This window comes from Streptomyces sp. NPDC107562, from assembly GCF_055657325.1.
This window is the reverse complement of record NZ_JBVKBE010000001.1, coordinates 1,154,963-1,178,945: the sequence shown is the minus strand read 5'-3', so window position 1 is coordinate 1,178,945 and position 23,983 is coordinate 1,154,963. Positions and strand designations below refer to the sequence as shown.

The window sequence follows — 23,983 nt, the reverse complement described above, 5'->3', positions numbered from 1 at the left end:
AGCCGTTAGGCTGGTAGGTCTCCAGGACAGGGCCCGAGTGGCTCAACCTCCAGTCACGCGGTGCATGAGGCCCACGGACTTCCCTCGAAGGTGCGGTAGTTGCCGGACGCCGGAACGTAAGGACCGGATCGCGTTGCCGACTTCTCCACTTGTCCTGTCTTCTGGGCCCTGAAACAGTTGTGCATGCATCAACGTGCAGGTCAGGGGTGGGGTTGAGTGAAGCACGTGCCGTTCTTCCGGTGGGTGGTCGCGCTAGGTCTGGTCATCTTCGGGGTCTCCTTCGCGGTCTATGCGAAGGTTCCGGAAGATCCCGAGACGAAGCAAGTCGACCTGACCGTGCTGAGCGAGACGTCTGACGGGAGCTGCACCGTCTCCTGGGCCGACCCCTACGCCGGGGAGCGGCGCAAAGGGCACTACCAGTGCGACCCCCACCGGGACCCTCTGCTCAAGGGCCCGGCATACGATCCCGACACCGGCCACGGCTGGGACACTGGATGGATGGTGACCGAAGGGTCCCGCAAGGGCGATCTCTTCGTCCTCGGCCAGGACAACGCCGCGCGCGACAAGGCGATGGACCTCTCGGACAACCTGGTCGGGCTGTCGCTCGTGGTACTCATCGTCGGCGTCGTCGGCGGCAACATCCGCTCCCTGTACCGGCTCAGCGGTGCAAGTCCCTCGACCGTCCGCACGGCACGCCGCCTTGAGCAGGTCGCGAGTCGGCTCGCGCAGGACCACGCGCAGGCTGTGGACGCGGTGCGAGTGGCATGGGAGCCGTTGCGGCAGTCCTTGGTGGACGACGCCCTTGGCCAGGTGTCCGTCGAGAAGTTGTGGCATGCGACGGACGGTGGATTCGACGCCGCGGAACTGCGGCGATGTGGCACGCGGACCGCGCGGGACGTACTCGATGCAGGGACGCCGGTGCTGTCCCGGCTGCCCGGTGTGGAGCCGGGCGCGGCCGAGCGGCTGACCGCCGCTGTACAGATGCTGGCCGACGACGCGGTGCGGACCGGCGCGGGCCGGGAACTCCTGGAGCGGCCCGACCCGCGCGTCGCCGACCTGCTCAACGCTCTGAGCGTGCTGGTCCGGGTCGGTCCCGAGGGGCGGGCCGCCGCGGAGAGCGCGACTGAGTTGGCCGCCCTGCTCGGACCCCTGCTGGAAATGGCCGAGCCCGCGGCCGACAGACGACAGATGCTACGAGCGGATGCGGATGAACGCGCAGCGGCCAAGTACGCGGTGGACAGGCTGAGTCGACTGCTCGTCACGGTCGAACAGCGCGGCTCCATCGATCAGTTCACTCAGACGTCGATCGACCTGCTGCGCGGCCCCGACGCGGACCCGACCGGGATCGCCGCCCGGGTCGACTTCGAGACACAGCCCGAGAAGTACGCGCATCTGCTGACCGAGCTGGCCGTACCGGAACCGCAGACGCTGCCTGTCTGGTGAGCGCGGCGCTACGCCCTCAGCCAGTTGTCGCCCGTCTCCCCCAGCGCGAGCACGAGCGGTCTGAGACGCGGTCAGACCCATACAGGTTCGTTTGGATCAACCGGCGAGGGGCGGATCGATGGACATGGAAGGCGCCTCCGACTGGACGATGATCTCGCCCCAGTCGCCCAGGATCTTGTAGCTGTCCTCAAGCGCGATCAGGGCATCGACTGATCCGTAGTCGGCACTGCCACTCGCGTCCATCGCAGCCTTGACGACACTCTGCCCCGTCCAGTGCAGAGCCCGTACGGATGAGAAGACCACTGTGGCCGGCCGAAAGCAGGCACGTTCCCTTGGTAGAGGGGACCGGTATCTGGGGTGTCGTGGCAGAAGCAACAGATCGAGTTTGAGGGTCAGGAGACCAGGGTGGACCGCGATGTCCAGTACGTAGCTGTCCGCCAGGCTGACGTTCTCGAACCCTGGGAGGCTCGGGTGGCTGTCGTGCATGATTTCCCCCTCGGACTGGCAGCAAGGTACTGATCATCATCCTGACCAGAGGAAGATGCCAGCGATATGTAGTCCGGCTAGGCAGATGGTTGCTGTCTTCTCGTAGCGGGTGGCGATACCTCGCCACTGCTTCAGGCCACGCCACAAACGCGACGTCGCCCGCCTACCCGAACCGCTCCGCGTCCGCCTGCTGACGCACGCCCGCCGCTGTGGAGACTCCGACAAGCAGGTCCGCGCCGAACGGTGGTTGGGACCCCCGCGGGCCTGTGAAGTCGGGCGACCCTGGCTGCCGACATGCGCAAGGCCACCTTCAGGTGGGAGCGTGTCGCTGTACCTCACTGGACACGTTCAGGTGTACGCCGACAACGGCACGTCCACAACTTCGCCGAGATGCTCCACCAGCTCCGCGGAGACCAACTCCCGGGCTGGATGGACCGCGTTCTTGCCGACGACCTCCCAGCCCTGCACTCCCTGGTCAACGGTCTACGACGGGATTTCCACGCCGTCACTGCCGGACTCTCCACACCATGGAGCTCCGGCCAGGTCGAGGGCCACATCACCCGCGTCAAACTCCTCAAACGCATGGCCTATGGACGAGCCAACCTCGACCTCCTACGCCAACGCGTACTCCTCGCCCCATGACCGTGCGGCATCGCAAGATCCCTGACAGAGCCGAATCGAGCGAACCTCCACGACACCCTTCAGATGTGGGAAGTGAGGCCGGTGACAGGGTCGTGGGAGATCAGCGTCGGCATCCCCGGCTCATACCGGACGGTCTCGCCGGTCAGCAGGGCCCGTCGTTGACTGGCCCTCGCCACCCCGACCAGGAACCGCAGCACGGCGGCCACCCCCGCCCCGTCGAGGACGTCCTCGGGCCAGACCGAAAACTCGATCTCCTCCTCGTCGCACGGCAGGGCGAAGAACCACACGGAGCCGAAGCGGGCCCGGAAGGAGAAACTCGTCCCCCGGCCTTCCGGCTCGTCTGCCCAGACGCGGAAGAGGTCGGCGAAGGCGGGACGCACGGGATCGAGGCGAGGGTAGGGATGCTCCACCTCGGTCTCGTCGGCTACAGCGCGGAGGCGTTCGAGGACCGCGATCCACTCGACACGTGTCGTGTCGAGGACCCGAATGTCCCTCAGGCTGCCGTCGAGATGGAAGACATCGCACATCCACGACTCGGGCAGGCACCGCACGCGGGTACAGTGCACGCCAGCGTGGACGTCTTCGTGCATCAACTCGACCCGCCGCCTCGCGCTCGTCTCTCCCATGGCTCCAAGGTAAAAGGTCGCCACTGCAGGGGAGGACATGCCGGGCCGGTTCAAGGGTGGCTGATCATTCATTCCGCAGTCTGCGACATCACAAGATCCCCGACAGAGCCGGGAGTTCCCCAGGGCTGAGTTCACGAAATTCCCCAGGGGCTGGGTCGCCTCATCCCGTGCAGGTGCGGGTCGGCAGATGAGCGACCACGAGAGCGGCAGCTTCTTCAGGTGTCGTTCCTTCGCCCAGGAGGGCGGCGTAGCAGGAGGCATAAACCTTGTAGGGCGGCCCACTGCAGGCGATGAAAGGCAGGTCGTCCGGCTCGCGCAACGGAGGAGCGCTCCGCAAGAAATGCAATGTGCCGTGGGTCGGGAAGGGGTAGAGGGCTCGCAGTTGTGGCTGCGCGTGCGCGGCTTCGATGACCAGCGGGTCGCCTTGGCGGGTCCCTGGAGTGCGCTCCAGCAGGCGGCGCCGGGCCGTGGCCATGTCGGGGGCTTCGGGCATGGTCTGATCATCCAAGATCGCGGGGGCCGCGAACAGAGGCGAGCGATGCCCAAGGTTCTGCCTGCAAACCCATGCCGTGAACCTTCTCCTTGCCATCCGGTGTGTCCGTCGACCTCTCGGTTCGCAGGTCGAGGACCGCGACATCTTCGAGAGGGCCAGGACCCTCAACCCGGCACCGGCATGCCCAAGAGGGCGACGTCCGTTTCGACAGCGCCGGCTGCGCCACGACACCAGCGACGCCAGCGACGCCAGCGACGCCAGCGACGCCAAGGTGACGATAAGCATCGTGACCCACTCGACCAAGGCGTGGGGCAGGTCGAGTGCGGCAGGATACGGAACCAACAGGGTTCCTGTGGCAATGGGTTGATACTTCGAACACCTCACCCAACGGCACGGGAGCCCTGTGCGTTGCGCCCCCACATGCCTCACCCGTGTCACCCGTTCAGTGGCCACACTAAGAACGCTCAGTGACTACAGGGGTTGCAATTGCCTGCTCTCAAGCCTTGGTGCGGCCGCGGTCGACAATTCGATGCGGTGGCCCAGGCAGATGTGCGCGGCTGGTACCGCGGGGAGAGAATCCTGAGGGGTGGTAGCGATGGGGCAGGCAGGAAGATGTGAAAGCCGAGCAGGGGAGGATCAGTTGGAACGGATCGGGTCGTACGCCGTGGTGCGTGAACTCGGCGCGGGCGGGATGGGCACGGTGTATCTGGCACGGTCGCGTGGCGGGCGTCTGCTGGCGGTGAAGGTGGCCAGACCGGAGCTGGCCTCGGACGCGGCCTTCCGGGTCCGGTTCCGCACCGAGGTGGACGCTGCGCTCAGGGTCGGCGGCTTCCACACGGCGCAGGTGGTGGACGCCGATCCGGAGGGAGAGCCACCCTGGCTGGCCACGGTGTATGTGCCGGGCCCGACGCTCGCCCACCTGATCACCGCCGAAGGACCCATGGCCGAGAAGGAGTTGCGCCAGCTCGGTGCGGCGCTTGCGGAGGCACTGCAGGCGGTGCACGGGTGCGGGCTCGTGCACCGCGACCTGAAGCCGGGCAACATCATCATGGCGCCGGACGGTCCACGGGTCCTGGACTTCGGCATCGCCCGGGCCGTCGAGTCCACTCGGCTGACCACGACGGGCCAAGCCTTTGGCACCCCCGGCTATCTCGCTCCCGAACAGGCCGAGGGCCGGGACGTAACGGGCGCCGCCGATGTGTTCGCCCTCGGCGCTGTCCTCGTGGCGGCGGCGGGCGGCAGCGCTTTCGGCGAGGGCACACCGATGATGCTGATGTATCGCTCGGTGCACACGGAGGCGGACCTCTCCCCTGTCCCGGAGAGCATACGCGGGGTCGTCGGAGCGTGCCTGGAAAAGGACCCGGCCCGTCGGCCAACGACCGAGCAACTGCTCGACGCCTTCACCGGGGTGATGGACGCCTCGCACCCGCCCACCCTCGTAGTGCCCCCCGCCACTCTCGTGATGCCGACGGCCGACCCCGACCCTGCCGAGGAGTTCACCGGCGAGGAGGCCGAGTACTTCCAAGCTCAGGACACCGAACGTGCCCTGTTCATCGGAGATTTCGGCGTCGATGTCCGCCGCGTCGGCCGTACGGACGTCAGCATGGACTTCGCGTGGGACGAGATCGCAAGCATCGGCCACGCCCTCGACGACGACTCCTTGCAGTGCACGCTGTACATCCGGACCGTCGAAGGCGTCCCGTGGGACTTCACCTTGATCGCGCCCGACGAGATGACACACAGCAGGTGGTCGCGGCACCTGCTGTACATCCTGGACCACTACTGCCACTAACGAGCCCGTGCATGGTCGGCGGTGAGACGTCGAGGACTTCGGTGGGCATCGGGGTTCACATCCGCCGTGCCAGCGTGAGGTCAGAGATCTGTTGGTGGGGCAGCAGACTGGCGACGGCTTGAACGGTGTCGCTCATGTACTCGCGGCGGCCGAGGTGGCGGGCCAGGGCCCGCCAGTTCTTCAGGTGCCCGATGCCGTGCTCGACTCGGATACGTCGCGAGGAATGCGTCTTGCGCTGTCGCTCATACATCTCCTCGTATCAGTCATCTTCTTGAACTTGCGGTGTGGTGGTCTCACCACGCGTCCGCCGATTGGAGCACCCAGACCCTGGTAGCCGACATCAGCAAGGATCTCTACCACAGGCCCGTCAGCCAGCAGCTTGACCAGCCCTAACTGGCGTGGGTGATGTCCGCACGGCTCCTGGGCTTGGTTGGGCTGCAGAACAGCACCCGGCCGTCCTCGTCCGTGACCACCATGGTTTTGACGGCGTACTGCTTGCTCTTGCCAGAGATGAACTTGTCCCCGGTCCCTGCGTCCCGCGACCGGGCGGCGGACCCGGACCTCGGTGCCGTCGATAAGGCCGGTCCTTCCGGTCGCGCCGAGATGATCCACGACCTCAGCCAGGGTTCGCAGCCGCACGTCGGGGCCGATGGTGCATCCCCGCTCGGCGAGCAGAGGCGGTACCTCGCCGATGGCCCGGGTGATGGTCGAGCGGTCCACGCCAACCAACAGGCCGGCACGTCATGCGTGGTCCCGTGACGGAGATGGACCAGAGTGGCCAGCAGTCGGTCGACGAAGACCAGACGGTGCTTCGCACCGGCACCCACTGCCCGCTTCCGATACCGGGATGCGAGCCTGGCCTGGTGGCGCTCGTGCCACAACGGGTTGACCTCAGCGACGAGTTCAGAGATCACATCGGCCGTCAGGCACCGTGATCCGCCGGTTGCTGATGGCGAGTGCACGAGTCGCGCTCCCCACCACCCGACCATGATCGACGATCAAGAGCTCAACGTCTCGCCGCCGATCATGCACGAGCTCATAAGGGCTCGCAGAGAATCAACATGCCGCTACGCCGGTCGCCATCCGGCGGCAGTTCGAGGCGTCGGTGGAGTACGCGGCCCGGCTCCCGGCATCGACACGGACCTCCCCGTCGACGTGGTCACGCAGCACGGCCTCCCGGGCGGCCGGGGGGGGTTGGTTGCGCGTCGTGCGACGGATGCGGGCAGGTCTGAACCCCTCCTCGAGGCGGCAGCGGAGAGCCCCGGGTACCCGCAACCGCACCGGCGGCGACTCAGCGACCGCCCCGGGGCTGCTCCGGCCTCGCCTCCACGGCGAAGTCGGGCATCAGCGCGCACATCGCCTCGCGCTGGGTGGGACCCATGAACCGCGCCAGCGCCTCCTTGACCGTCTCGGCGAGGGCCTCGGAGGCCTCCTTGAACAGGCCCCGCGCCTTGTCAGTCAGGGCGACCTCGACGCCCCGCTTGTCGCCGCACACCGACTTGCGCGTGACGAGGCCGGCGTGCTGGAGGCAGGCGATCTGATAGGTGAGCCGAGTTTTGGGGCGACCCAGGAGTTCGGCGATCCGCGTCATCCGCAGGGCCTGTCCGGGGTCCGCGGCAAGCAGGCACAGGACCAGGAACTCATCGTGCGAGACGTCCAGCCGCTCTTTGACGACCAAACGCAGCTCCTGCTCGACGGCCCCCGTCGCGGCCAGCATCAGCATCCAGGCGTGCAGCTCTGCGGGCAGGAGTCCGTCGCCGGAGGCGGAGGGGCAGTCGGGGATGTCGGCCATAAATTCGAGTGTAGCTGTTGTTCAATTTTGGAGTATCGGCTAGCGTGATGTCATCCAAATTTGGACTATGGGGTTTCGTCGCAGAGCGTTAAGGCGCGGAGCCCGAACCGCAGAGCACCGATGATCAGGAGTGAGAGATCATGACCGTCGCCGTCGAAACCGGAACCTGGCAGCTCGACAACGCGGCCTCCACCGTTGCCGTCCGGCACAAGACGTTGTGGGGCCTGGTCACCGTGAAGGGCGCCTTCACCGCCGTCGCCGGTAACGGCGAGGTGCGGCCCGACGGCTCCGCCGTCGGCACGATCACCCTAGACGCTGCCTCCCTCGACACCCGCAATAACAAGCGCGACGAGCACCTGCGCTCCGCCGACTTCCTCGATGCCGCCGGCCACCCCGAGATCACGTTCGCGGTCGACAGCGCCGAGCTCCGCGACGGCGACGGCGTGCACGTCGTCGGTCAGCTCACCGTCCGCGGCATCAGCCGACCCAGTTCCTTCACGGGCCGCCTCGTCGCCGCCGACGACCGGTCGCTCACCCTGGACGCCGAATTCACCGTGGACCGCAAACACTTCGGCATGAGCTGGAACCAACTCGGCATGATCCGCGGCCTCACGACGATCACCACTACGCTCCGTTTCACGCGGACCGCCGCAGCCTGACGTCGGCGCCCAACAGCGTCTGCGGGACGGCCGTGAAAGGCCCGCAGCCGGATCTGAACGCCCGGACGGCGGAGAGAAGCGAACCGCCCTGCAGGCGGCCTGAGTAGGTGATTTTCGCCTCAACGCAGCGGCGACGAGCAGCTCGTTGAATGCGGCGTGGCCTCTGCTCTGCATGCCCTACTTGGTTTGGTTCGATTGTCCGATGGAGCGTGAGTGGCGCATCGACGGGAGCAGTAGCGGCGTTCTGGGCCGCTGCCGTGAGCGAGAAAACGGTCTGGCAGCTGGTTGAGGCACAGATCCTGCCGGGCGGGCGCTGGCGGTCCCAGACGAGGACGGTCAGGGCCATGCAAGAGGAGGTAAGGAGCCACTGGTCCCAGGGGGCGTTGTCGTCGTGGTCGAGGTGGAGATGGTAGGGGGACTGCCGCCGTGCGAGGTCAGGCGGAGTTGTCCGATGTGGTCTTTGAGGAACGATCAGTCACTGGAGTTGAACTCCAAATCCTTGGAGGGTAGTGATGACTGAGACTCGAACGGCAGCGGAGCTCGACCATGAGGCGGCTTTACGCAGCGTGCTGGACGACTCCTACCGGACGGCAAGCCTCCGTGGGACAGCGGCGTCACGCCGCCCGAGCTGGTGGGCCCTGATAGCGGGGCCGGCGAGCTGATGCCAGGCCAGGTGCTCGAACTCGGCTGCGGCACCGGGACCAAGGCGGTGTACCTGGCCCGGCACGGCTGGCGAGTGGCGGCCATCGACCTGATCGACCGCGCGGTTCGGCAGGCTCGGGAGAAGGCCGACGCGGCCGGAGTGGACCTCACGGTGCTGTGCGGTGACGCTTCCCAGCTCGACGAGATGGGCGTGCACGGCCCGTACGATCTGTTCTTCGACCTGAGCTGCTACTGCGGGATTCCGCCGCACCGCCGCGACGCCTACGCCGCCGGCATCACCAAGCGTGCCGCCCCCAGTGCACGATTGCTCATGCTCGGCTACGGGCCTGGGCCGTTTGACGACTCGTGGTCCGGCGTCAGTGCGGACGAACTCCGCGCCAGGTTCGCCGGGTGGCAGCTGGCCGACGTGACGCCTGGCACGAACCCCGTCCCGACGTTCTGGTTTACACTGCACCGTGCCACCGCCGCTACATGATCACAGTCACACCGGCATGTTTGGGCCACGGACATCGCGCGCGGTCATTCCCACAGATGTCGTCGGCCGCGCGGCCGTCCACGTCCGTCGGCTCCGCCTCAGCCCGCGTCCCGACCTGCAGGCACCAGAACTCGAGGAAGTCCGCGTCGTCGTGCAACGCGGTCCCGACCAAACTCCCGCCGCTCGCTCTGCTCGACGAATGGGCCTACGTGCGGCCCTACACCAGCAACGCCGAACGCACCGTCGCCCTGGCAGACTTCCTGCACACCTGCAACGGCCACCGCTGCCACACCGCACTCGGCGGCCAGCCATCCATCAGCCGTGCCGACGACGCTGCGGATCAGTACACCAGAGCGTGGGAGGTACCGACCGCAGAAGAATCCGTGCCCGCCGCGACGAAGTAGTGCTTGTCGATCACCTACACCGAGGCACGGTCGTCCAAGGGCCCACCGGGTGTCAGCAGTTCACCCAGGAGCTGGCGGCGCTGGCTGGCTCCCCCACGGTGAACATCTTCTGGAAATGCACCTCTGCCGCGGACTTTTGGATACCTGCCTCGTGTCGCAGCGTGTCCACGATACCGGCGGCTTCGGCGTCGCCGATGGCCACGAAGCCCAGGACCATGCCGCTGTCCATGCTCCGCCAGCCGATGCCCCGGCACGCCGCGGACACTGCCAGCCTTCAATACCGGCGTCCCCTCGACCAGTACTGCCGGCGGCTCCTCAACCTTGAGCAGTCAACGTTCCTGTTGAGCAGATCACGACGACATTCCACATAACCGCAGGTCAAAAAAGTCGCTGAGACAAACACTCTACCCAACGCAAGAACTACCCGCCAGTAACGTCTACCGGACTCCGCTCTCCAAAACTGAGCAACACCCTGGTCAGCACCCAAGTGCTGCTCGTCTCCAAGAGACCGCAACACCCTATGACGCGCCTGTTCCCGCGCGGGGCCAGCGGATTACCCGTGCGCAGCGAACAGACCTCATGTCGGCTCGGTGCGGCGCTGGGTCGCCTCTCGCACCCCGTGATCCGGGCGAAGCTGACGAGGCCGCTACGGGACCCGACAGACCGCTGTTCGCGGCCGTACAACCATTGGGGTCGGTGGGGAGTCCTTCCTGCACTGCTCGTTTCTTGATCACGTCAGTGACTCAAGTTACAGCGCCAAATTTTGATTCTTATCGTGGATGCCGTCAGGTGTCCCTATTCACAGGGGTTGTCATGGTTCGCGGAGTCCGAATCTCGGTGGCTGTGGCCGTCGTTGCGTCACTTGTCGGCGGAGTGGTGACGGTGTCGGCCGACTCCGCGATTGCTGCACCATCAAGGCTCGCCGACGACTTCAATGGCGACGGATACAGTGACCTCGCCATCGGCATGCCGGACAGGACGATCAACGGCAAGAGCCGTGCCGGCGCAGTCATCGTGGCCTTTGGATCTGCTCGGGGGCTGACTGCGAAGCGAGTCTTCGTCTCCCAGAGTTCCGCCGGTGTGCCCGGCACCTCGGAGACGGACGACAATTTCGGCGGCAGCCTGGCGAGCAGGGATCTAGACGGTGACGGCTATGCGGACCTGCTGATCGGCAGCGAGGGGGAATCCGTCCCGGGCGCCTCCGTCAGTGGTGCGGTGACGGTGCTGTGGGGTGGCGCCTCCCCGTTCCGCAGTGGTCTCCTCCTTCCCTCGGGACCTTCATTCCCCTCTCGCATGTTCGGTGTCGACATCGCCATCGGTGACTTCGTGGGTGACTCGGCTGCAGACGTCGTGGTGGGCGGCGCGACCGGGGTGCGGCTGTACCCCGGGCCCTTCACCCGCGCCAAAGCGCCATCCGGCCACGAGATTCCCGCGGAGGAGCCGGGTGGCTGGAACATCGCAGCCGGCAACTTCACCGGTGACGGGAAGGACGAACTGGCCGTCGTCGTGCAGCGCGCCACTGTCATCTACGCGCAGCAGCCCGACACCACCGACATCGCTTCCTTCACGCCCCAGGCCAGGCGAGACGGTGGCAACGCAGTCGCGGCCGGTGACCTCGACGGCGACGGCCGCGACGATCTCGCGGTCGGTACGTCCGACCCTCGCCTCTGGCCCAATGGCCGCCCAGACCCCAGCGGCGGCGCCGGTTACGTGACTGTCTACTACGGCACTGCAGACGGGGCAGGGGGAATCGAAGCCGCACGGCACATCTATCACCAGAACACTGCCGGCATTCCCGGCGGCAACGAACGCCAGGACAACTTCGGGGCGGCACTGGCGATCGGCGACATCACCGGAGACCACCACGCCGAACTTGCCGTCGGGATCCCCTGGGAAGCACTCGGCGGAGGCAACCAGGCCGGTGACGTGCTGGTCCTCCGTGGCACGACAAACGGGCTGACCACCACGAATGCCGCGCACTACACCCAGGACACCCCCGGGATCCCCGGCACCGTCGAGGGTGCCGACGTCTTCGGTTCCCAGGTCCGCCTCACCGACTACAACGGCGACGGCAAAGCCGACCTCGCCGTATCGGCCCCCTACGAGGATGAGGGCAGCGGCGCCGTCTGGCAGTTGCGCGGGACAGGGAGCGGGCTCAGCACCAGCGCGGTCAGCTTCTTCGGCCCCAAGGAGTTCGGACTTCCGGCAGGTACGGGTATCGGCACCGCATTCCTCGAGTGACCAGATCGGCCTTCGTCCCTACCGTGCAAGGGTGCGTCGCCTGCAGTTCCATCCGGCCGCCGGTCCGCCGTCCCGGAACCCTTGCAGGACGGCGAACAAACCCCCCGGCGCAACTACCTGGCGTTCCCGGCCTCGCAGCCGCGATGGCCAGGTAGTTGCCTTTCTCGGGCTGCGGGCTCGTGCCCGGTAAGCGGTGAGAAGTCGAGCTCCTGATCGTCGAGCATGGTCATGCGGTGAAGAACGCGGCTCGTGCAGCGATCATCAGCAACCGGAGGATCACGGGCATGTCGGTTGCTGTGATCGCTGAACTCGTTGCTGAGGTAGACCCGTTGTGGCACGAGCGGCACCAGGCCAGGCTTGCGTCCCGGCCACGGAAGCGGGCGGTGGGCGCCGGCGCGAAGCACCAGCTGGTGTTCGTCGACCGGCTCCTGGCACGCTCATCCATCTCCGTCACGCCGCCCCGCATGACGTACTGGCCTGCTGGTTCGGCCTCGACCGCTCCACCGTCACCCGGGCCATCGGCGAGGTGCGACCCCTGCTCGCCGAGCGAGGCTGCATCATCAGCGCCGGAGTGCGGTTGCGAACCCTCGCCGAGGTCATCGACCACATCGCCGCCAGCGGGAAGACCGGCATCATCGATGCCGCCGAGCTCCGAGTCAGGCGCCCGGCTGCCGGACACAAAGACCGGCACAAGTCCATCTCCGGCAAGAGCAAGCAGACCGCCGTCAAGACCATGGTCGTCACGGACGACGACGGTCGGACGCTCTTCTGCAGCCCGACGCGGCACCGCAGTACCTCGAGTGGCTCGAGCAACGGGAGAGGGCAGCTCGATGATCAAAAGCTGATGACCCTGGCCCGCCCCACAGCGGCCTACTCAGCCCTTCCCTTCCAGGGAACCACACCCCAACAACTCATCGGAGCGAGATTGACGCAGACCACGTAACCCGTCAGGCCAGAGAACCGCCTGCCGGGCCGGCCCTGGCCGCGGTGTCGTCCGGCGCGGCGCTTGCGCCGGATCCCGGAGTGGACCGACCGGCTGCCGCGGGTGCAGCCGGTTGTCGGGCAGGGCCGCCCTCCCGTGCGAGTTGTGCGGGATGCCGGACGCGCGGACGCGTCCTTCTGTCGCGCGCTCGCGTCCCCATCTCTCAACCCAGATGGTCACGTGGTGCTTCGCGGCAGCCGAGGCGCCGACCCCTGTACGGCGCGTCGGCCGCCCTTGAGTTCCCTACGGCAGTGAGCGGTCCCAGTACTTGTCCTGGTCCGAGTCGTAGAGGAGCTTGCCATGGCTGTCGTATCCCTTGATGTGTGGTGCCGCCGTGACCTGCCGGGTCACGTGGCCGGAGGCGACGAACCAGCCGTGGTCCAGGACCGCCCGGCGGGTGGCGCCGCCGTAGGAGACCGTGACCTCGGCCACCGAGGGCTCGACTGTTCCCACAACCCCCCACCGGAAGGGAAGTTTCCAGCCGCCCTTGTCGGTGGCAGGCGGCTGGAACAGATGGTCGGCGTTGACTTCGGGCACGACCGGGCCCGCGTCGGGCGGATCAGCGTCGCCCGTACCGGTGGTGATGCCGGAGGCCTTGCCGTTGTCGATGTCGCAGACCACCCGCATGCCGGCCGGTCGCTCCCGGACGCCGACGACGTGGAAGCTGTCGGCGGATCCGGAACCGCCCGGGTCCTTCACCGCCAGGATGATCCGGTAGTCCGCGGCCTCGCCCAGCAGGTCGCCTTGCGACGGCGGCCCTCCGCCCTCGGCGGTCAGACACTTTTCCAGTCCGTCCGACGCCTGGGCGAAAGTGATCCCGTCGAGCAGTTGGCCGCCGGTGGCCGGCCGCTCGGGGCCGGACACCGTAGTGGAAGGCGGCGCCGAGGCCCGCGGAGCGCCGTCCTGCGGCTTTTGCGCCGCCGTCTGCTCGCTTCGCTCCGCACTGCCCCCGAACACGGCGTACGCCCCCGCCGGCACCGCGACCAGCGACACCAGCACGGCTCCTGTCACCGCACGCCGCCTTCGCTCTGCCAGACCGCGCCGCCGGATCGCCGTGTAGGGCGCCGGCGAGGGCTGGATGGTGTACGCGTCCTCGGCGAGCAAGTCGCGCATGTAATTCTCGAATCCGCTCTCCCGTTCACCCTTCGACCGGGCTGCGCGAAAGGCTTCCTGCTCGTCACCGGGCCCGTTCACCTGTTACCTCCCTGTCCGCCGGACACCGTTCGACCGGCGGCCAGCCCCGGATACGTACGCAACTTCGCCAAACCCTTGGAGGCCTGGCTCTTGATCGTGCCGGTCGAGCAGCCGAGCACCTCGGCCACCTCTGCCTCCGACAGGTCCTCCCAATACCGCAACACCACGACCGCCCGCTGCCGAGCGGGCAGTTCGGCCAGTCCCGCGAGAAGGGAGCCGCGCTCCTCGACCCGACCCGCGCTCTCGTCCCGCCCCGCAGTCTCGGGCGGTGCCGCGGTCAGCGACTCGGTGACGCGTCGCTTGCGGAAGCGGTCGCTGTTGCAACTGACCAGCATTCGCCGGACATACGCTTCCGGGTTGTCGGTCCTTGAAATCCGCCGCCAGGACCGGTACGCCTTGGCCAGCACGGTCTGCGTGAGGTCCTCCGCGTGATGGACGTCCCCCGTCAGCAGATACGCGGTCCGCACCAGCTGTGACCACCGGGCCCTGACGAATTCCTGGAACCGATCCTCTTGTTCGGCCTGCATCTGGCACCCTCCTTGCCCTCCAGACCACCGTTGCGGCGGATTCGGTTGCCCGGCACCCGAAGGAGTATCGACGTGACAGCGGCTCTTCACGATCTTCTTGCCCACGTCGACGTCCTGGCCGGCTGTGGGGACACCTGCGACATACGCGCAGGGCGGCTGCCTGACCGCCACCCGAAGGGCCGTAGTCCGAGTACGAGGTGGCGCGACGATCCGTTGAATCCGCCCTGCGACCCGGCGTCCGAGTAATGGATCACTTGCCTGGCCGGATCGGTTGGACCCGCCCGTCATCGTCCTTTGTGTGAGAGCGGCTCAGAGACGCTGCGCGATTGGCTCCTGGAAGGCGGCGCGCAACTCCAACGGGGCCGCGCAGACCCCTCCCGGATCGAGCAGCAGCGCCTGCATACATCAACCGCGCAGACGACGACCGAAGCCACATCTCGCCACTCGCGCTCGCCCGGATGCTGCTGACCCCGGCCCGACAACCTCGAGGACGAACACCACGAACTCCTGACCAGACTCACCACAGCCGGCACCGAGATGACCCGACTCGCGACAGCCGTCTGGAACGTCGCCCCGCTCCTCTCCCCTCACCCGGACCACGTCGACGCTCTCACGCGCGGGCAGCCCGGGGCTGCGACGCCGACGTGCCTCACCCGCATGCCTGTGTCCGTGGCCTGGAACGAGACCGCGAGGCCGTGGACGCAGCACTCACGCGCCCATACCTTGGGTGGCCACCGGAAGTGACGGCAGGGGCCTGTCAGACCCCGTCCGCGATTACGGGCAGCAGCTCCGCCCCGGCCCCACCGAGCGCCTCGACCGACCGTCCGTCAGGTCGGCGCCTGGCTGACCAGTCACCCCGACCGAAGGCCATGCTGTTGTCAGCGAGCGGCCTCCCAGGCCGTCCACAACCCGGCGTACACACCACCGGCATCGATCAGTTCTCCGTGGGTGCCGGTCTCGATGATCCGGCCGCGCTCCATCACCATGATCCGGTCGCAGGTTGCTGCTTGGGAGAGACGGTGCGCGACGACGACCGCGGTGCGCCCGGTGAGGACGGCATCAGCGGCGCGGTCGAGCTGTCCGGCGTAGGTGGAGCCGGCCTCGGCGGTCGCTTCGTCAAGGATCACCAGGTCAGCGTCGCTGAGCAGCAGGCGGGCGAGGGCGAGTTGCTGCGCCTGTGCGTCAGTGAGCGGGTGTCCGCCGACACCTAGCAGGGTGTCCAACCTGTCGGGGAGTACGTCGAGAAGAGACGCAGCCCCGGTGGCTTCCAGCGCTGCATGGAGTTCGCGGTCGGCGGCCTCGGGCGCGGCGAGGGTGAGGTTGTCGCGCAGGGTGCCCGCGAAGACGTGGACCTCCTGGGTGATCATCGCGGCACGGCTGGGGCGGGTGACCCTCCCGGCCTCGGGCAGGTGGGTGCCGGCGACGACGCCGGCGAGCGTGGTCTTGCCTGCCCCGGACACGCCGACGACTGCCACGCGCTGACCGGACGGGATGTCGAGGGTGATGGCGTCGAGCACCCGTGGCCCCTCGCCGTAGCGGAAGGACACACTGTCGAGCCGTACGGCGGTGCTCGCGGCCTGCGCCGGGACATCCGACGAGCCGCACGGAATCGTGACGACCCCGATCATGCGGCTCAGCGAGGCGACGGCGGACTGGAGGGTGTCGATGACCAGCAGCAGCTGGTTGACCGGTCCGAGCAGGCGTAGTACGAGCAGCATGGCGGTGGTGGCGCCGCCGACGGTCGTTGCGCCGTGGTCGACGAGGACGAAACCGACGACGAGTACGGCGCCAAGGGTCAGGCACTCCCCGAGGTTGAGCCGGGCGTTGAGCATGCTCAGCACGGTGCGTGCGCGCAGCGACTGCCGCGCGACGCGCCAGGAGTCCGTCATCACCGCCCGGTGTCGTCGCTCGGCGAGCCCGAAGCCGAGCACGGTGGCGTAGCCGCGCTGAGATTCGAGGATCTGTTGGGCACGCGCGCTCATCGCCGTGCGCTCGGCGCGGTAGACCCCCAGTCCGATGCGCAGGTACCACCGCACGGCCAGCACGTAGAGCGGCAGCACGATGGCGAACGCGACCGCGTAGGGCCATTCCAGTGCCACGAGCCCGCCGAGCGACACGACGATGGTGAAGGTGGTGACGGTGAGCACGGGGATCACGGCGGGGGCGGCGTCGGCGACCGCGGTGACGTCGTCGCTGGACCGCGAGATCAGGTCTCCGGTGCCGACGCGCTCGACGAGGTGCTGTGGGAGCGTCATCGCGCGGCCCACGAGCTGCTCGCGCAGCGCGGCGAGCATGGAGTGGTAGACGCGGGTGGTGAGCACGATCGTCAGCGCGGTGCCCACGGCACCGAGGACTGCCGCGAGCACCATGACGACCGTGACCGTCAGCACGGTGGCGGGGTCCGCGGTGCCGGCCTGCACGCGGTCGACGAGGAATCCGATCGCCACGGAAACGATCAGCTCGACGCCGGTGCTGACGATCCCCAGCACCCCGGTGGCGGCGAGCCGGAGCCGGTACCCGTGGCTGAGCCGCCACACCTCCCTGACCGTCTCGCGGCCGCTCGCGACCGGCAGGCCGGGCAGCTCGACATCGGAAGCCGCAGTCCCGCCCACGGCGGAGGGATCGTTCACAGCGCCGTCCTGGAGAGTGCGGGTACGTCTGCCGGCAGCTCGACGACGCGGTCGCAGGCAGCGAGCAGCGCCGGGGCCGAGGCGATCAGCAGCGTCGAGCGGCCTGCCCGGACACCGCGCAGCCGGCCGGCGATCGTGTGCTCGGTGACCGAGTCGACCGCGGTGGTCGGGTCGTGCAGCACGAGCACCGGTGCGTCGCTCGCCAGCGCGCGGGCGAGCGCGACCCGCTGGCGCTGGCCGCCCGAGAGCCGGTTGCCGCCCTCGCCGACCGGGACATCGAGGTCGGCCGCGAAGTCGTCGCAAGCGGCGGCCCGCACCGCGGCCTCGACCCGCTCGGGCGCCCCGCGGTCACGGCGACGTTGTCGCGGAGGGTGCCGCTGAACAGCGTGGCGCGGTGCGGCGCGACGGTGACCCGGGATCGGTACCTGACCGGAGAGAGCTCCCGCGCGGCGATCCCGTCGAGCCGCGCCTGGACCCCTCCCTCGGTCCACGGGTCCAGCAGCGCATCGACGACACGGGCGGCGGTCCGGTCGTCGGCGCGCACGCCCACGAGCTCTCCGGGCTCGACCCGGATCGTCACGCCGGGCCCCGAGACGCCCGGCACGACCACGTCCAGCTCCGGCAGCACGGCAACCTCCCGCCGGGGCGCGTCATCGGGCCCAGCCGTCGACGTGGCGTTGTCCCGCAGCACGTCGAGGATCCGCACGGACGAGGCACGGGCGCCGGCGAGGTTGGGGACGGACGTGTTCGCGATCGCCTGGATTTGCGGCAGCAGCGCCTGGGCGAGGCCGACGGCGGTGATCAGGCCGCCGATGCTGAGCTGTCCGTCGACGGCGAAGGATCCTGCCAGCCCCACCACCGCGGCGACGAACGTGCCGCTGACCACGCCCGAGCCCACGAGGAACCGCCCCAGCAGGCCCGCGTTGCGCCTGGCGCCGGCAAGGGTCTGCTGGCTCGCCCGCCGGTAGCGGCTGGTCGCCTCGGCCTCGGCATGCATTCCCTTGACCACCCGGTAGCCGGCGACCAGGTCCGTGGCCTGTGCGACCGTGGAGGCCAGCAGCTCCTGGTATTCGCGGGTGTCCCGGGAGAGCCGCTCGCTGAGCATGCCCATCGACCAGACCGCGACCGGTGCCCCGAACAGCACGACGAGTCCGAGCAGCCAGTGCGTCGCCAGCAGGGATACCGCGATGATGCGATGGCCGTGACCCTTGAGACCGGGATGATCGTCAGGATCACCGCGTTGGACAGGCGCGCGACGTCGCTGGTCATCACCGAGACCACGGTGCCGCCCGGCGCACGGCCAGTGCCGCCGACCGGGTGCAGCACGCCCATGGACAGGGTGCCGCGGAGTCGCTGCTGCAGTACCTGCACCGCATGGGCGGTCAGCCGCAGCGACACCCGCGCCGCCGACGTCAGCGCGATGTAGAGGGCCACCAGCACGCCGAGCCACAAGGCCAGTTGTCCTTCGTCCCCCGTCGCGACGGCCCGGTCGATCGCGACTCCCATCACCACCGGGACCGCGGACTCGCCCACCTGCCACGCGACCGCCAGCAGCATCGCGGGAACGCTGACCCGCTTCAGAGAGAAGATCACACGCAGCAGGAACCGGCCCGGGGTGGTGCCCGGCCCGGACTCGAACGGCGGGGCACCGGGCGGCTCGGCGGTGACCGACGCGTAGGCGGGCCGGCCGGTGCGGACCGACTCCGTGAGGCCGTGGATCCCGAGCATCTCGCGACCGACCACTCCGGCGGAGTGGAGCCGGTCGGCGATGAATTCGAGAGTGAGGACGTCGCCGACCGGCGTCAGGGCGTAGTGGCACGCTTCGGTCTCGGTCACCACGTCCAGGGTGCGCAGGTAGCGTCAGGCCCTTATGGACATCGGCGCGTCGCTCGTAGCGGTTGCGGAGCCGTTTGAACTGGTGCAGCCAGGCGAAGGCGCGCTCGACGACCCAGCGCACCTTGCCCAGTCCGGAACCGTGGGCGACGCCGCGTCGGGCGATCAACGGCTTGAGGCCCCGCTTCCACAGCAGGCGGCGGTACTTGTCGAAGTCCTAGCCCCGGTCCGCATACAGACGGCGGGGCTCGCGGCGGGGGCGTCCCCGGGCTCCCCGAATCGGCGGGACCGCGTCGAGCAGGGGCAGGAGCTGGGTGACGTCGTGCCGGTTGCCGCCGGTGAGTGAGACGGCGAGCGGGGTCCGTGCCGGTCGACGATCAGGTGGTGCTTGGAGCCGGGGCGGGCGCGGTCGACGGGTGAAGGGCCGACGTGGTCACCCCTTTGAGGGCCCGGACGTGCGATCCGTCCACGGCACAGTCGTCCAGGTCCAGCAGTTCGGCGCGGCGCAGCTCGGTCAGCAGGGCGGCGTGCAGGCGGGGCCAGACGCGGGCTTCGGTCAAGTCCCTCAGCCGGCGCCCCCGTTGCTGCCGCCCGCTCCCGAGCGGCGCCACCGGCATCCCGGGCTGCTGCGTGTTCCTGACCGAACGGCGCTCGCCGGCGTCCTGTTCGTACTGCGGACCGGCGTCGCCTGGCGGGAGGGCCACCCGCTCCCACAGGTCGTCAGAAACAAGATCAGCACGCACCAACGGACACACTGCCGACCAAGATCGTCGAGCACAAGACCCGCAGCTCGACTCATTCTGAAACGATCAGTGAGGGCCGTCCCGTATTTGCTCGTCGAGTGGTGGGGCTGGCACCTCGGCTGGTTGCCATGCAGGCGCCCCGCATCGTTCGGCTGCGGACCGGCCGTGTTGTCAGTGGCTCGGGATACGGTGCGAGGTGATGGGCCGGACGGAGATCGTGAGGGACTCGCGGCCATGGGGGGTGGGTCGTACAGGCCCCGGCACCCAGCTCGGGACTGGAGGTATCTTGCCGTGTCCCCACCCCCCACCTCCGCACCCTGTCGTGAGGAGCAGTTGATAACCGAGGCATGAAACCGGCCGATGACATGATCTTGGTGTGGCTGGTGTGACTAGGGCGTCGGAGCCCTCCTGGATTGCCCCGTTCACCGGGCTGAGCCCGCGCCAGTTCGGCAAGTTGATCACCGCGCTCCAACGCGAGGGTGCGGACCCGGTGCGCAAGGGCCGGCCCTGGAGCCTGCCGCTGGAGGACCGCGCACTCCTGGTCGCCGCGTACTGGCGGCCGAACCTGACCCTGCGCCAACTGGCCTGGCTGTTTGGGGTGTCCAAGTCCGCCGCCGACCGCATCATCGACCATCTCGGGCCCTTGCTTGCGCTCCAGCAGCGCAAGCGGTTCCGCAACGACACCGTGCTGATCGTGGACGCCACCCTGGTCCCCACCCGCGACCACACCATCGCCGAACAGTCCAAGAATCACCGGTACTCGACCAACCACCAGGTCGTCATCGACGCCGACACCCGGCTCGTCGTTGCGGTCGGCCGACCAGTCTCCGGCAACCGCAACAACTGCAAGGCGCGGGAGCTGTCCGGCGCGAAAGACGCCGTCGGCAAGATCACGCCATGATGAGCCCTTGCCGAGATCATGTCGCGATATAGCGCTAGTCTTCTCTTCGTGCCGCTGTCGCGCGGAGACATTCGACAGGACCAGGACGGAAGTATGTCGGGAGAGGTTTCGCCCACCGGTAGGCGCTCAGGCCCCGGCTCGTCACCCGAGCTGAGGGCCTCTCACGCCGATCGGGACCGGGTGGTGGACGTGCTGCGCATCGCGGCGGGGGACGGCCTGCTGACAGCGGACGAGTTGGACGAGCGCCTGGAAGCTGCCCTGTCGGCGCGTACCGTCAGCGAGCTGACCACGCTGACCGCTGACCTGCCGGCCGTGTCCGCTTCGACCGGCACCGCCGTAGCGGAGGTCAAGGACGTACTCCGGATCGAGGGGATTCACAGTGGTGCGGTCAAACGCGTGGGGCGCTGGGTGGTGCCGCGGAGGCTGGAGCTGGCCACTGCGTGGTGTGAGGTGACGCTCGACTTCACGCAGGCGGTGATCACACAGGACACCTTGCAGATCGACGTGAACACGGCAGGCAAGAAGCTGACGCTGATCACCAAGCCGGGCATCGTGGTCGATGCCGGTGCCCTGAGTCTCGTACACAGCAAGATCAAGATTCGTCACGCTCCGGACCACGGGACGCCGATCACGCTGCGTGTGGAGCTGGTCGGCACGACGACCCACGGTCGCGTCGTAGTACGGCCCCCGCGTCGGACGTTCGGTCAGTGGCTGCTGCGCAAGCCCACGTACCTGCCTGCAGGCGAATGACTTTTGCCGACTGTCCCGCCGGATCCGATCGAGTCAAGGTTGTCGGCGGCGTGGTCCGGCCAGTCCGATGGGCCGCGCGGGTCGGACCGGTCGGTGCCGCGGCGGGTGCGGATGGCGCTGCCCGTCCGCGCGGTCAGCGGGCCTCCGTCGTCGCTCACGGCCAGCGGTCCCAGCCACGCCCGCCCGACCCGCCCTGCTCGCGACTGCGCCAGCCATGTCGACACCGGCGGCGACCGCGCCCTGAACGCTGCGGATCCCGTGGCGGACACGTGCGCGCACATCGGCTGGACCTACCAGCCGTTTACTGACAGACCCATCGATCGGTCCGGTCCCGGAGTCCTCCATCTCCGGACTGGGACGCTTGATGACGGGCGTTCAGGGGTCGGGAGCCGACCGGGCCTAGCCCTGCGGGTGTGGACTCACTCCTGTTCAGGGGCCGAAAGCTCTGAGGGTCGCGTCGACAAGTGAGTCGGCATAGGCGGCGGTCAGCGGACCGCTGCGGTGCAGCCACCGCTGGAAGAGGGGGGCGTAGAGCACTTCGAGGACCAGGTCGAGGTCGGCGTCGGCATCGAGCTGGCCGACTTCCTGGGCGCTGCGCAAGCGTGCCTTCTTCGCTTCTTCCAGCGGCTGGGACAGCTTCTCGCGGTACTCGGCCGCCAACGCGGCATCGTTGGCGATCTCGGTGTTGAGGGCCCGGATCAGCCTGTCGAAGGACGGCTCGGCGAACTCCTGTGCCGTGGCGCGCATGACGAGCTTGAGGTCGGCCTGCAGGTCGCCCGTGTCGGGCAGCGCGACCGACTGCCCGTCCGCATCCTCGCTCAGAGCCAGAAGGGCGGCGAAGACGACCGCGCTCTTCGACGGCCACCGCCGATAGATCGTCTGTTTGCCGACGCCAGCACGGGCGGCGATGGCCTCGACCGTGACCTTCTCGTAGGCCTCCTCTGCGACCAGGGCGCGGGTGGCCGCGAGGATTGCCTGGCGGGATCGTTCCTTGCGCCGGGAGTGGTCCGGCCCCTTCTCGTTGGACATGCGTCCAGCCTATCCCCGATACGAAACGAGACGATCCGTATTGATAGAACCACAAGCAATGCCCTAGGCTAACCGAATCGATACGCACCGTTTCGTTTACTGAGAGTGAGGCATTGTGGCGAATGCAAGAGTCTGGCTCATCACCGGCGCATCCCGCGGCCTGGGCAGGGCTTTCGCCGAGGCCGCCCTGGCGGGCGGCGACCGCGTAGTGGCTGCCGCCCGCGACGTCGCACCCCTGGAGGAACTGACCGAGAAGTACCCCGGCCACCTGGTCCCACTTGCCTTGGATGTCACCGACCGCCGGGCCGTGTTCGACGGAGTAGAGCGCGCGGCAGCGGCGTTCGGCAGGCTGGACGTCGTCGTCAACAACGCCGGCGGACTGCTCTACGGCATGGTGGAGGAAGCCACGGAGGAGCAGATCCGGGCGCATATGGATGTGAACTTCTTCGGCGCTGTGTGGGTGGCTCAGGCGGTCCTTCCTCACTTGCGCGCCCAAGGCGGAGGACGGCTCCTCCAGGTCACCTCGATGGGCAGCGGCGGCGGCATGGCCACCGTCGGTTTCTACGGCGCAGGCAAGGCCGCGCTGGACTCGGTCAGCGAGGCACTGGCGATGGAGGTCGAGGGGTTCGGCATCAAGGTCACCATCGTGCAGATGGGCGGCTACAACACCGGCCTGTTCACCACCGGCACCACGACCACCGAACCCCTGGCGCAGTATCAGCCGCTGCGCACGGAGATGGAGGCGATGTGGGGCGACGCCGTCGCCCCGGAGCCGGGCACCGCTGCCCCGGTCATCATGGAGCTGGTCGCACTGCCGGACCCGCCCCGACGGCTGATCGTCGGCAGCCAGTCCTTCGATCATGTCTTGGAGATGGACCAGGCCCAAGCGGATCTGTACCGGTCCTGGGAGCACCTCAGCCGTATCGCCCCAGGCTGACCGGATCCCGCGCCGCGACAGTCCCGTCCGTCCCGGTGCCCAGTCGCCGGGACGGGCGGTGGGCCGAGAAGCACGCGGTACCGGCAGGAACCGCCGGAGTCGACCGCACGTCACGCTGCCTCGCCGGTCTGGGAGACGCTGTTCGGTCGCACAAGGTCCGAACGCCCATGCAAACGGGTCCTGCTGGCCTGGCCGGGTGTCACCAAAGCCTCACCGCGTGGTCCACGCCGACCGACGGAACGTCACCGAGTTCAACGGCCGCACCGGTTCCGGCACCACGGTGCGGCCACGCCCGAGCAGGGGAATGCGTTCGCGCGCGAGGTACGCGGCGTCCGCGGCGGACAGACGGGCCCCCGGCCGTTGAGATAGTGCCATGCTGCCGTCCAGGAGCCGCACCACCAGCGCCGGCGGCCGCGCAACCGGCCCCGTGCAGCCGCCGGGACCAACGGCACCGTCCTGGCCTGCAGTTTCTGACCAGCACCAGCCGTCACCACGGGGCGGAGAGTCTGGAGGAGAGCCGGATGCTGCTGGCCCTGGACTTCGCCGGCGAGGTGGTCGACGTTGTCTCGCAGCCGCTGAAGATCGTCGGCGGAGGCCGTGACCAGGGTGCGCATCGTTGGCAAAACTCGTCTTCACCGTCCTGACGGCGGTGGAGGTGTTGGTGTCGGCCGTGCGGAACCACAGCGGTGCCTGCTCTCCCTGCGTTCATGCACGACCTCGGTCAGGCCCACGGCTGGAACG

The 23,983-nt window shown here is 68.3% G+C and carries 22 protein-coding genes and 6 pseudogenes; 13 read left to right on the top strand and 15 right to left on the bottom strand.

Features of this window, described 5'->3' with window-relative positions:
• The first annotated feature begins 216 nt into the window (after positions 1 to 216).
• Positions 217 to 1,443: a hypothetical protein gene (locus ACZ7LV_RS05080; protein WP_471935789.1), complete on the top strand. Its 1,227-nt coding sequence runs from the start codon at positions 217 to 219 to the stop codon at positions 1,441 to 1,443.
• 96 nt (positions 1,444 to 1,539) lie between these two features.
• On the opposite strand, the gene ACZ7LV_RS05075 is transcribed toward ACZ7LV_RS05080, so the two are convergent.
• Positions 1,540 to 1,929: a hypothetical protein gene (locus ACZ7LV_RS05075; protein ID WP_471935787.1), complete on the bottom strand. Its 390-nt coding sequence runs from the start codon at positions 1,927 to 1,929 to the stop codon at positions 1,540 to 1,542.
• Positions 1,930 to 2,358: 429 nt separating this feature from the next.
• On the opposite strand from ACZ7LV_RS05075, the gene ACZ7LV_RS05070 reads away from it, so the two are divergent.
• The gene (locus ACZ7LV_RS05070; RefSeq protein ID WP_471936133.1) at positions 2,359 to 2,571 is read left to right on the top strand and encodes a transposase; all 213 of its coding nucleotides are present in this window, start codon (positions 2,359 to 2,361) and stop codon (positions 2,569 to 2,571) included.
• 59 nt (positions 2,572 to 2,630) lie between these two features.
• Here the strand turns inward: ACZ7LV_RS05070 and ACZ7LV_RS05065 are convergent, their stop codons facing one another.
• Both ACZ7LV_RS05065 and ACZ7LV_RS05060 read right to left on the bottom strand, forming a co-directional pair.
• Positions 2,631 to 3,197 carry a hypothetical protein gene (locus ACZ7LV_RS05065; RefSeq protein WP_471935785.1) on the bottom strand — a complete coding sequence of 189 codons (567 nt, stop codon included), beginning with the start codon at positions 3,195 to 3,197 and terminating at the stop codon, positions 2,631 to 2,633.
• A 160-nt stretch (positions 3,198 to 3,357) separates the two neighbouring features.
• Positions 3,358 to 3,690 carry a DUF6193 family natural product biosynthesis protein gene (locus tag ACZ7LV_RS05060; RefSeq protein ID WP_471936131.1) on the bottom strand — a complete coding sequence of 111 codons (333 nt, stop codon included), beginning with the start codon at positions 3,688 to 3,690 and terminating at the stop codon, positions 3,358 to 3,360.
• A gap of 595 nt (positions 3,691 to 4,285) precedes the next feature.
• Between ACZ7LV_RS05060 and ACZ7LV_RS05055 the strand changes: the two genes are divergently transcribed.
• The gene (locus tag ACZ7LV_RS05055; protein ID WP_471935783.1) at positions 4,286 to 5,482 is read left to right on the top strand and encodes a serine/threonine-protein kinase; all 1,197 of its coding nucleotides are present in this window, start codon (positions 4,286 to 4,288) and stop codon (positions 5,480 to 5,482) included.
• A gap of 55 nt (positions 5,483 to 5,537) precedes the next feature.
• Here the strand turns inward: ACZ7LV_RS05055 and ACZ7LV_RS05050 are convergent, their stop codons facing one another.
• Positions 5,538 to 5,732 carry a hypothetical protein gene (locus ACZ7LV_RS05050; RefSeq protein ID WP_471935781.1) on the bottom strand — a complete coding sequence of 65 codons (195 nt, stop codon included), beginning with the start codon at positions 5,730 to 5,732 and terminating at the stop codon, positions 5,538 to 5,540.
• Positions 5,733 to 6,773: 1,041 nt separating this feature from the next.
• Positions 6,774 to 7,274: a MarR family winged helix-turn-helix transcriptional regulator gene (locus ACZ7LV_RS05045; protein WP_471935779.1), complete on the bottom strand. Its 501-nt coding sequence runs from the start codon at positions 7,272 to 7,274 to the stop codon at positions 6,774 to 6,776.
• 140 nt (positions 7,275 to 7,414) lie between these two features.
• Here ACZ7LV_RS05045 and ACZ7LV_RS05040 point away from each other — a divergent pair, with 140 nt between their 5' ends.
• Entirely contained in the window at positions 7,415 to 7,933 is a 519-nt protein-coding gene (locus ACZ7LV_RS05040) for a YceI family protein (RefSeq protein WP_471935777.1), read from the top strand.
• Positions 7,934 to 8,052: 119 nt separating this feature from the next.
• Here the strand turns inward: ACZ7LV_RS05040 and ACZ7LV_RS05035 are convergent.
• A pseudogene (locus ACZ7LV_RS05035) lies at positions 8,053 to 8,383 on the bottom strand (CGNR zinc finger domain-containing protein); the annotation flags it as partial.
• Positions 8,384 to 8,540: 157 nt separating this feature from the next.
• Between ACZ7LV_RS05035 and ACZ7LV_RS05030 the strand changes: the two are divergent.
• Both ACZ7LV_RS05030 and ACZ7LV_RS05025 read left to right on the top strand, forming a co-directional pair.
• A pseudogene (locus ACZ7LV_RS05030) lies at positions 8,541 to 9,071 on the top strand (class I SAM-dependent methyltransferase); the annotation flags it as partial.
• A gap of 188 nt (positions 9,072 to 9,259) precedes the next feature.
• Positions 9,260 to 9,475, top strand: a pseudogene (locus tag ACZ7LV_RS05025) (hypothetical protein); the annotation flags it as partial.
• A 52-nt stretch (positions 9,476 to 9,527) separates the two neighbouring features.
• Here the strand turns inward: ACZ7LV_RS05025 and ACZ7LV_RS05020 are convergent.
• Positions 9,528 to 9,704, bottom strand: a complete 177-nt coding sequence (locus ACZ7LV_RS05020) for a hypothetical protein (protein ID WP_471935774.1) — start codon at positions 9,702 to 9,704, stop codon at positions 9,528 to 9,530.
• A gap of 608 nt (positions 9,705 to 10,312) precedes the next feature.
• Here ACZ7LV_RS05020 and ACZ7LV_RS05015 point away from each other — a divergent pair.
• Together ACZ7LV_RS05015 and ACZ7LV_RS05010 are read left to right on the top strand one after the other, a co-directional pair.
• Positions 10,313 to 11,716, top strand: a complete 1,404-nt coding sequence (locus ACZ7LV_RS05015) for an FG-GAP-like repeat-containing protein (protein WP_471935771.1) — start codon at positions 10,313 to 10,315, stop codon at positions 11,714 to 11,716.
• A 331-nt stretch (positions 11,717 to 12,047) separates the two neighbouring features.
• Entirely contained in the window at positions 12,048 to 12,659 is a 612-nt protein-coding gene (locus tag ACZ7LV_RS05010; protein ID WP_471935768.1) for a helix-turn-helix domain-containing protein, read from the top strand.
• A gap of 282 nt (positions 12,660 to 12,941) precedes the next feature.
• On the opposite strand, the gene ACZ7LV_RS05005 is transcribed toward ACZ7LV_RS05010, so the two are convergent.
• The 5 genes and pseudogenes from ACZ7LV_RS05005 to ACZ7LV_RS04985 form a co-directional block, all read right to left on the bottom strand.
• A complete protein-coding gene (locus ACZ7LV_RS05005; protein ID WP_471935766.1) occupies positions 12,942 to 13,811 on the bottom strand; it encodes a hypothetical protein in 870 nt (289 codons plus the stop codon).
• Between the two features lie 77 nt (positions 13,812 to 13,888).
• Positions 13,889 to 14,419, bottom strand: coding sequence for a SigE family RNA polymerase sigma factor (locus ACZ7LV_RS05000; protein ID WP_471936129.1), 531 nt, complete (start codon positions 14,417 to 14,419; stop codon positions 13,889 to 13,891).
• Positions 14,420 to 15,297: 878 nt separating this feature from the next.
• Positions 15,298 to 17,049: an ABC transporter ATP-binding protein gene (locus ACZ7LV_RS04995; RefSeq protein WP_471935764.1), complete on the bottom strand. Its 1,752-nt coding sequence runs from the start codon at positions 17,047 to 17,049 to the stop codon at positions 15,298 to 15,300.
• Complete coding sequence (locus tag ACZ7LV_RS04990; RefSeq protein ID WP_471935762.1) at positions 17,046 to 17,366, bottom strand: ATP-binding cassette domain-containing protein; 321 nt, start codon at positions 17,364 to 17,366, stop codon at positions 17,046 to 17,048. The genes ACZ7LV_RS04995 and ACZ7LV_RS04990 overlap by 4 nt, the downstream gene beginning before the upstream one ends.
• Positions 17,367 to 17,887: 521 nt before the next feature.
• Positions 17,888 to 18,193 (bottom strand): annotated as a pseudogene (locus ACZ7LV_RS04985) (ABC transporter ATP-binding protein); the annotation flags it as partial.
• Positions 18,194 to 18,244: 51 nt separating this feature from the next.
• On the opposite strand from ACZ7LV_RS04985, the gene ACZ7LV_RS04980 reads away from it, so the two are divergent.
• Positions 18,245 to 18,475, top strand: a complete 231-nt coding sequence (locus ACZ7LV_RS04980; RefSeq protein ID WP_471936156.1) for a hypothetical protein — start codon at positions 18,245 to 18,247, stop codon at positions 18,473 to 18,475.
• Positions 18,476 to 18,910: 435 nt separating this feature from the next.
• Here the strand turns inward: ACZ7LV_RS04980 and ACZ7LV_RS04975 are convergent.
• Positions 18,911 to 19,460 (bottom strand): annotated as a pseudogene (locus ACZ7LV_RS04975) (IS5 family transposase); the annotation flags it as partial.
• Positions 19,461 to 20,001: 541 nt separating this feature from the next.
• Between ACZ7LV_RS04975 and ACZ7LV_RS04970 the strand changes: the two are divergent.
• Together ACZ7LV_RS04970 and ACZ7LV_RS04965 are read left to right on the top strand one after the other, a co-directional pair.
• Positions 20,002 to 20,514: pseudogene (locus ACZ7LV_RS04970) on the top strand (transposase family protein); the annotation flags it as partial.
• A 105-nt stretch (positions 20,515 to 20,619) separates the two neighbouring features.
• Positions 20,620 to 21,276, top strand: a complete 657-nt coding sequence (locus ACZ7LV_RS04965; protein WP_471936127.1) for a DUF1707 SHOCT-like domain-containing protein — start codon at positions 20,620 to 20,622, stop codon at positions 21,274 to 21,276.
• 429 nt (positions 21,277 to 21,705) lie between these two features.
• Here ACZ7LV_RS04965 and ACZ7LV_RS04960 read toward each other — a convergent pair whose 3' ends face one another.
• Positions 21,706 to 22,305, bottom strand: coding sequence for a TetR/AcrR family transcriptional regulator (locus ACZ7LV_RS04960; RefSeq protein ID WP_471935759.1), 600 nt, complete (start codon positions 22,303 to 22,305; stop codon positions 21,706 to 21,708).
• A gap of 115 nt (positions 22,306 to 22,420) precedes the next feature.
• Between ACZ7LV_RS04960 and ACZ7LV_RS04955 the strand changes: the two genes are divergently transcribed.
• Entirely contained in the window at positions 22,421 to 23,242 is an 822-nt protein-coding gene (locus tag ACZ7LV_RS04955) for an SDR family NAD(P)-dependent oxidoreductase (RefSeq protein WP_471935757.1), read from the top strand.
• 210 nt (positions 23,243 to 23,452) lie between these two features.
• On the opposite strand, the gene ACZ7LV_RS04950 is transcribed toward ACZ7LV_RS04955, so the two are convergent.
• Positions 23,453 to 23,617, bottom strand: coding sequence for a hypothetical protein (locus ACZ7LV_RS04950; protein WP_471935755.1), 165 nt, complete (start codon positions 23,615 to 23,617; stop codon positions 23,453 to 23,455).
• 146 nt (positions 23,618 to 23,763) lie between these two features.
• On the opposite strand from ACZ7LV_RS04950, the gene ACZ7LV_RS04945 reads away from it, so the two are divergent.
• Complete coding sequence (locus ACZ7LV_RS04945; RefSeq protein ID WP_471935752.1) at positions 23,764 to 23,886, top strand: hypothetical protein; 123 nt, start codon at positions 23,764 to 23,766, stop codon at positions 23,884 to 23,886.
• Positions 23,887 to 23,983: the final 97 nt, after the last annotated feature.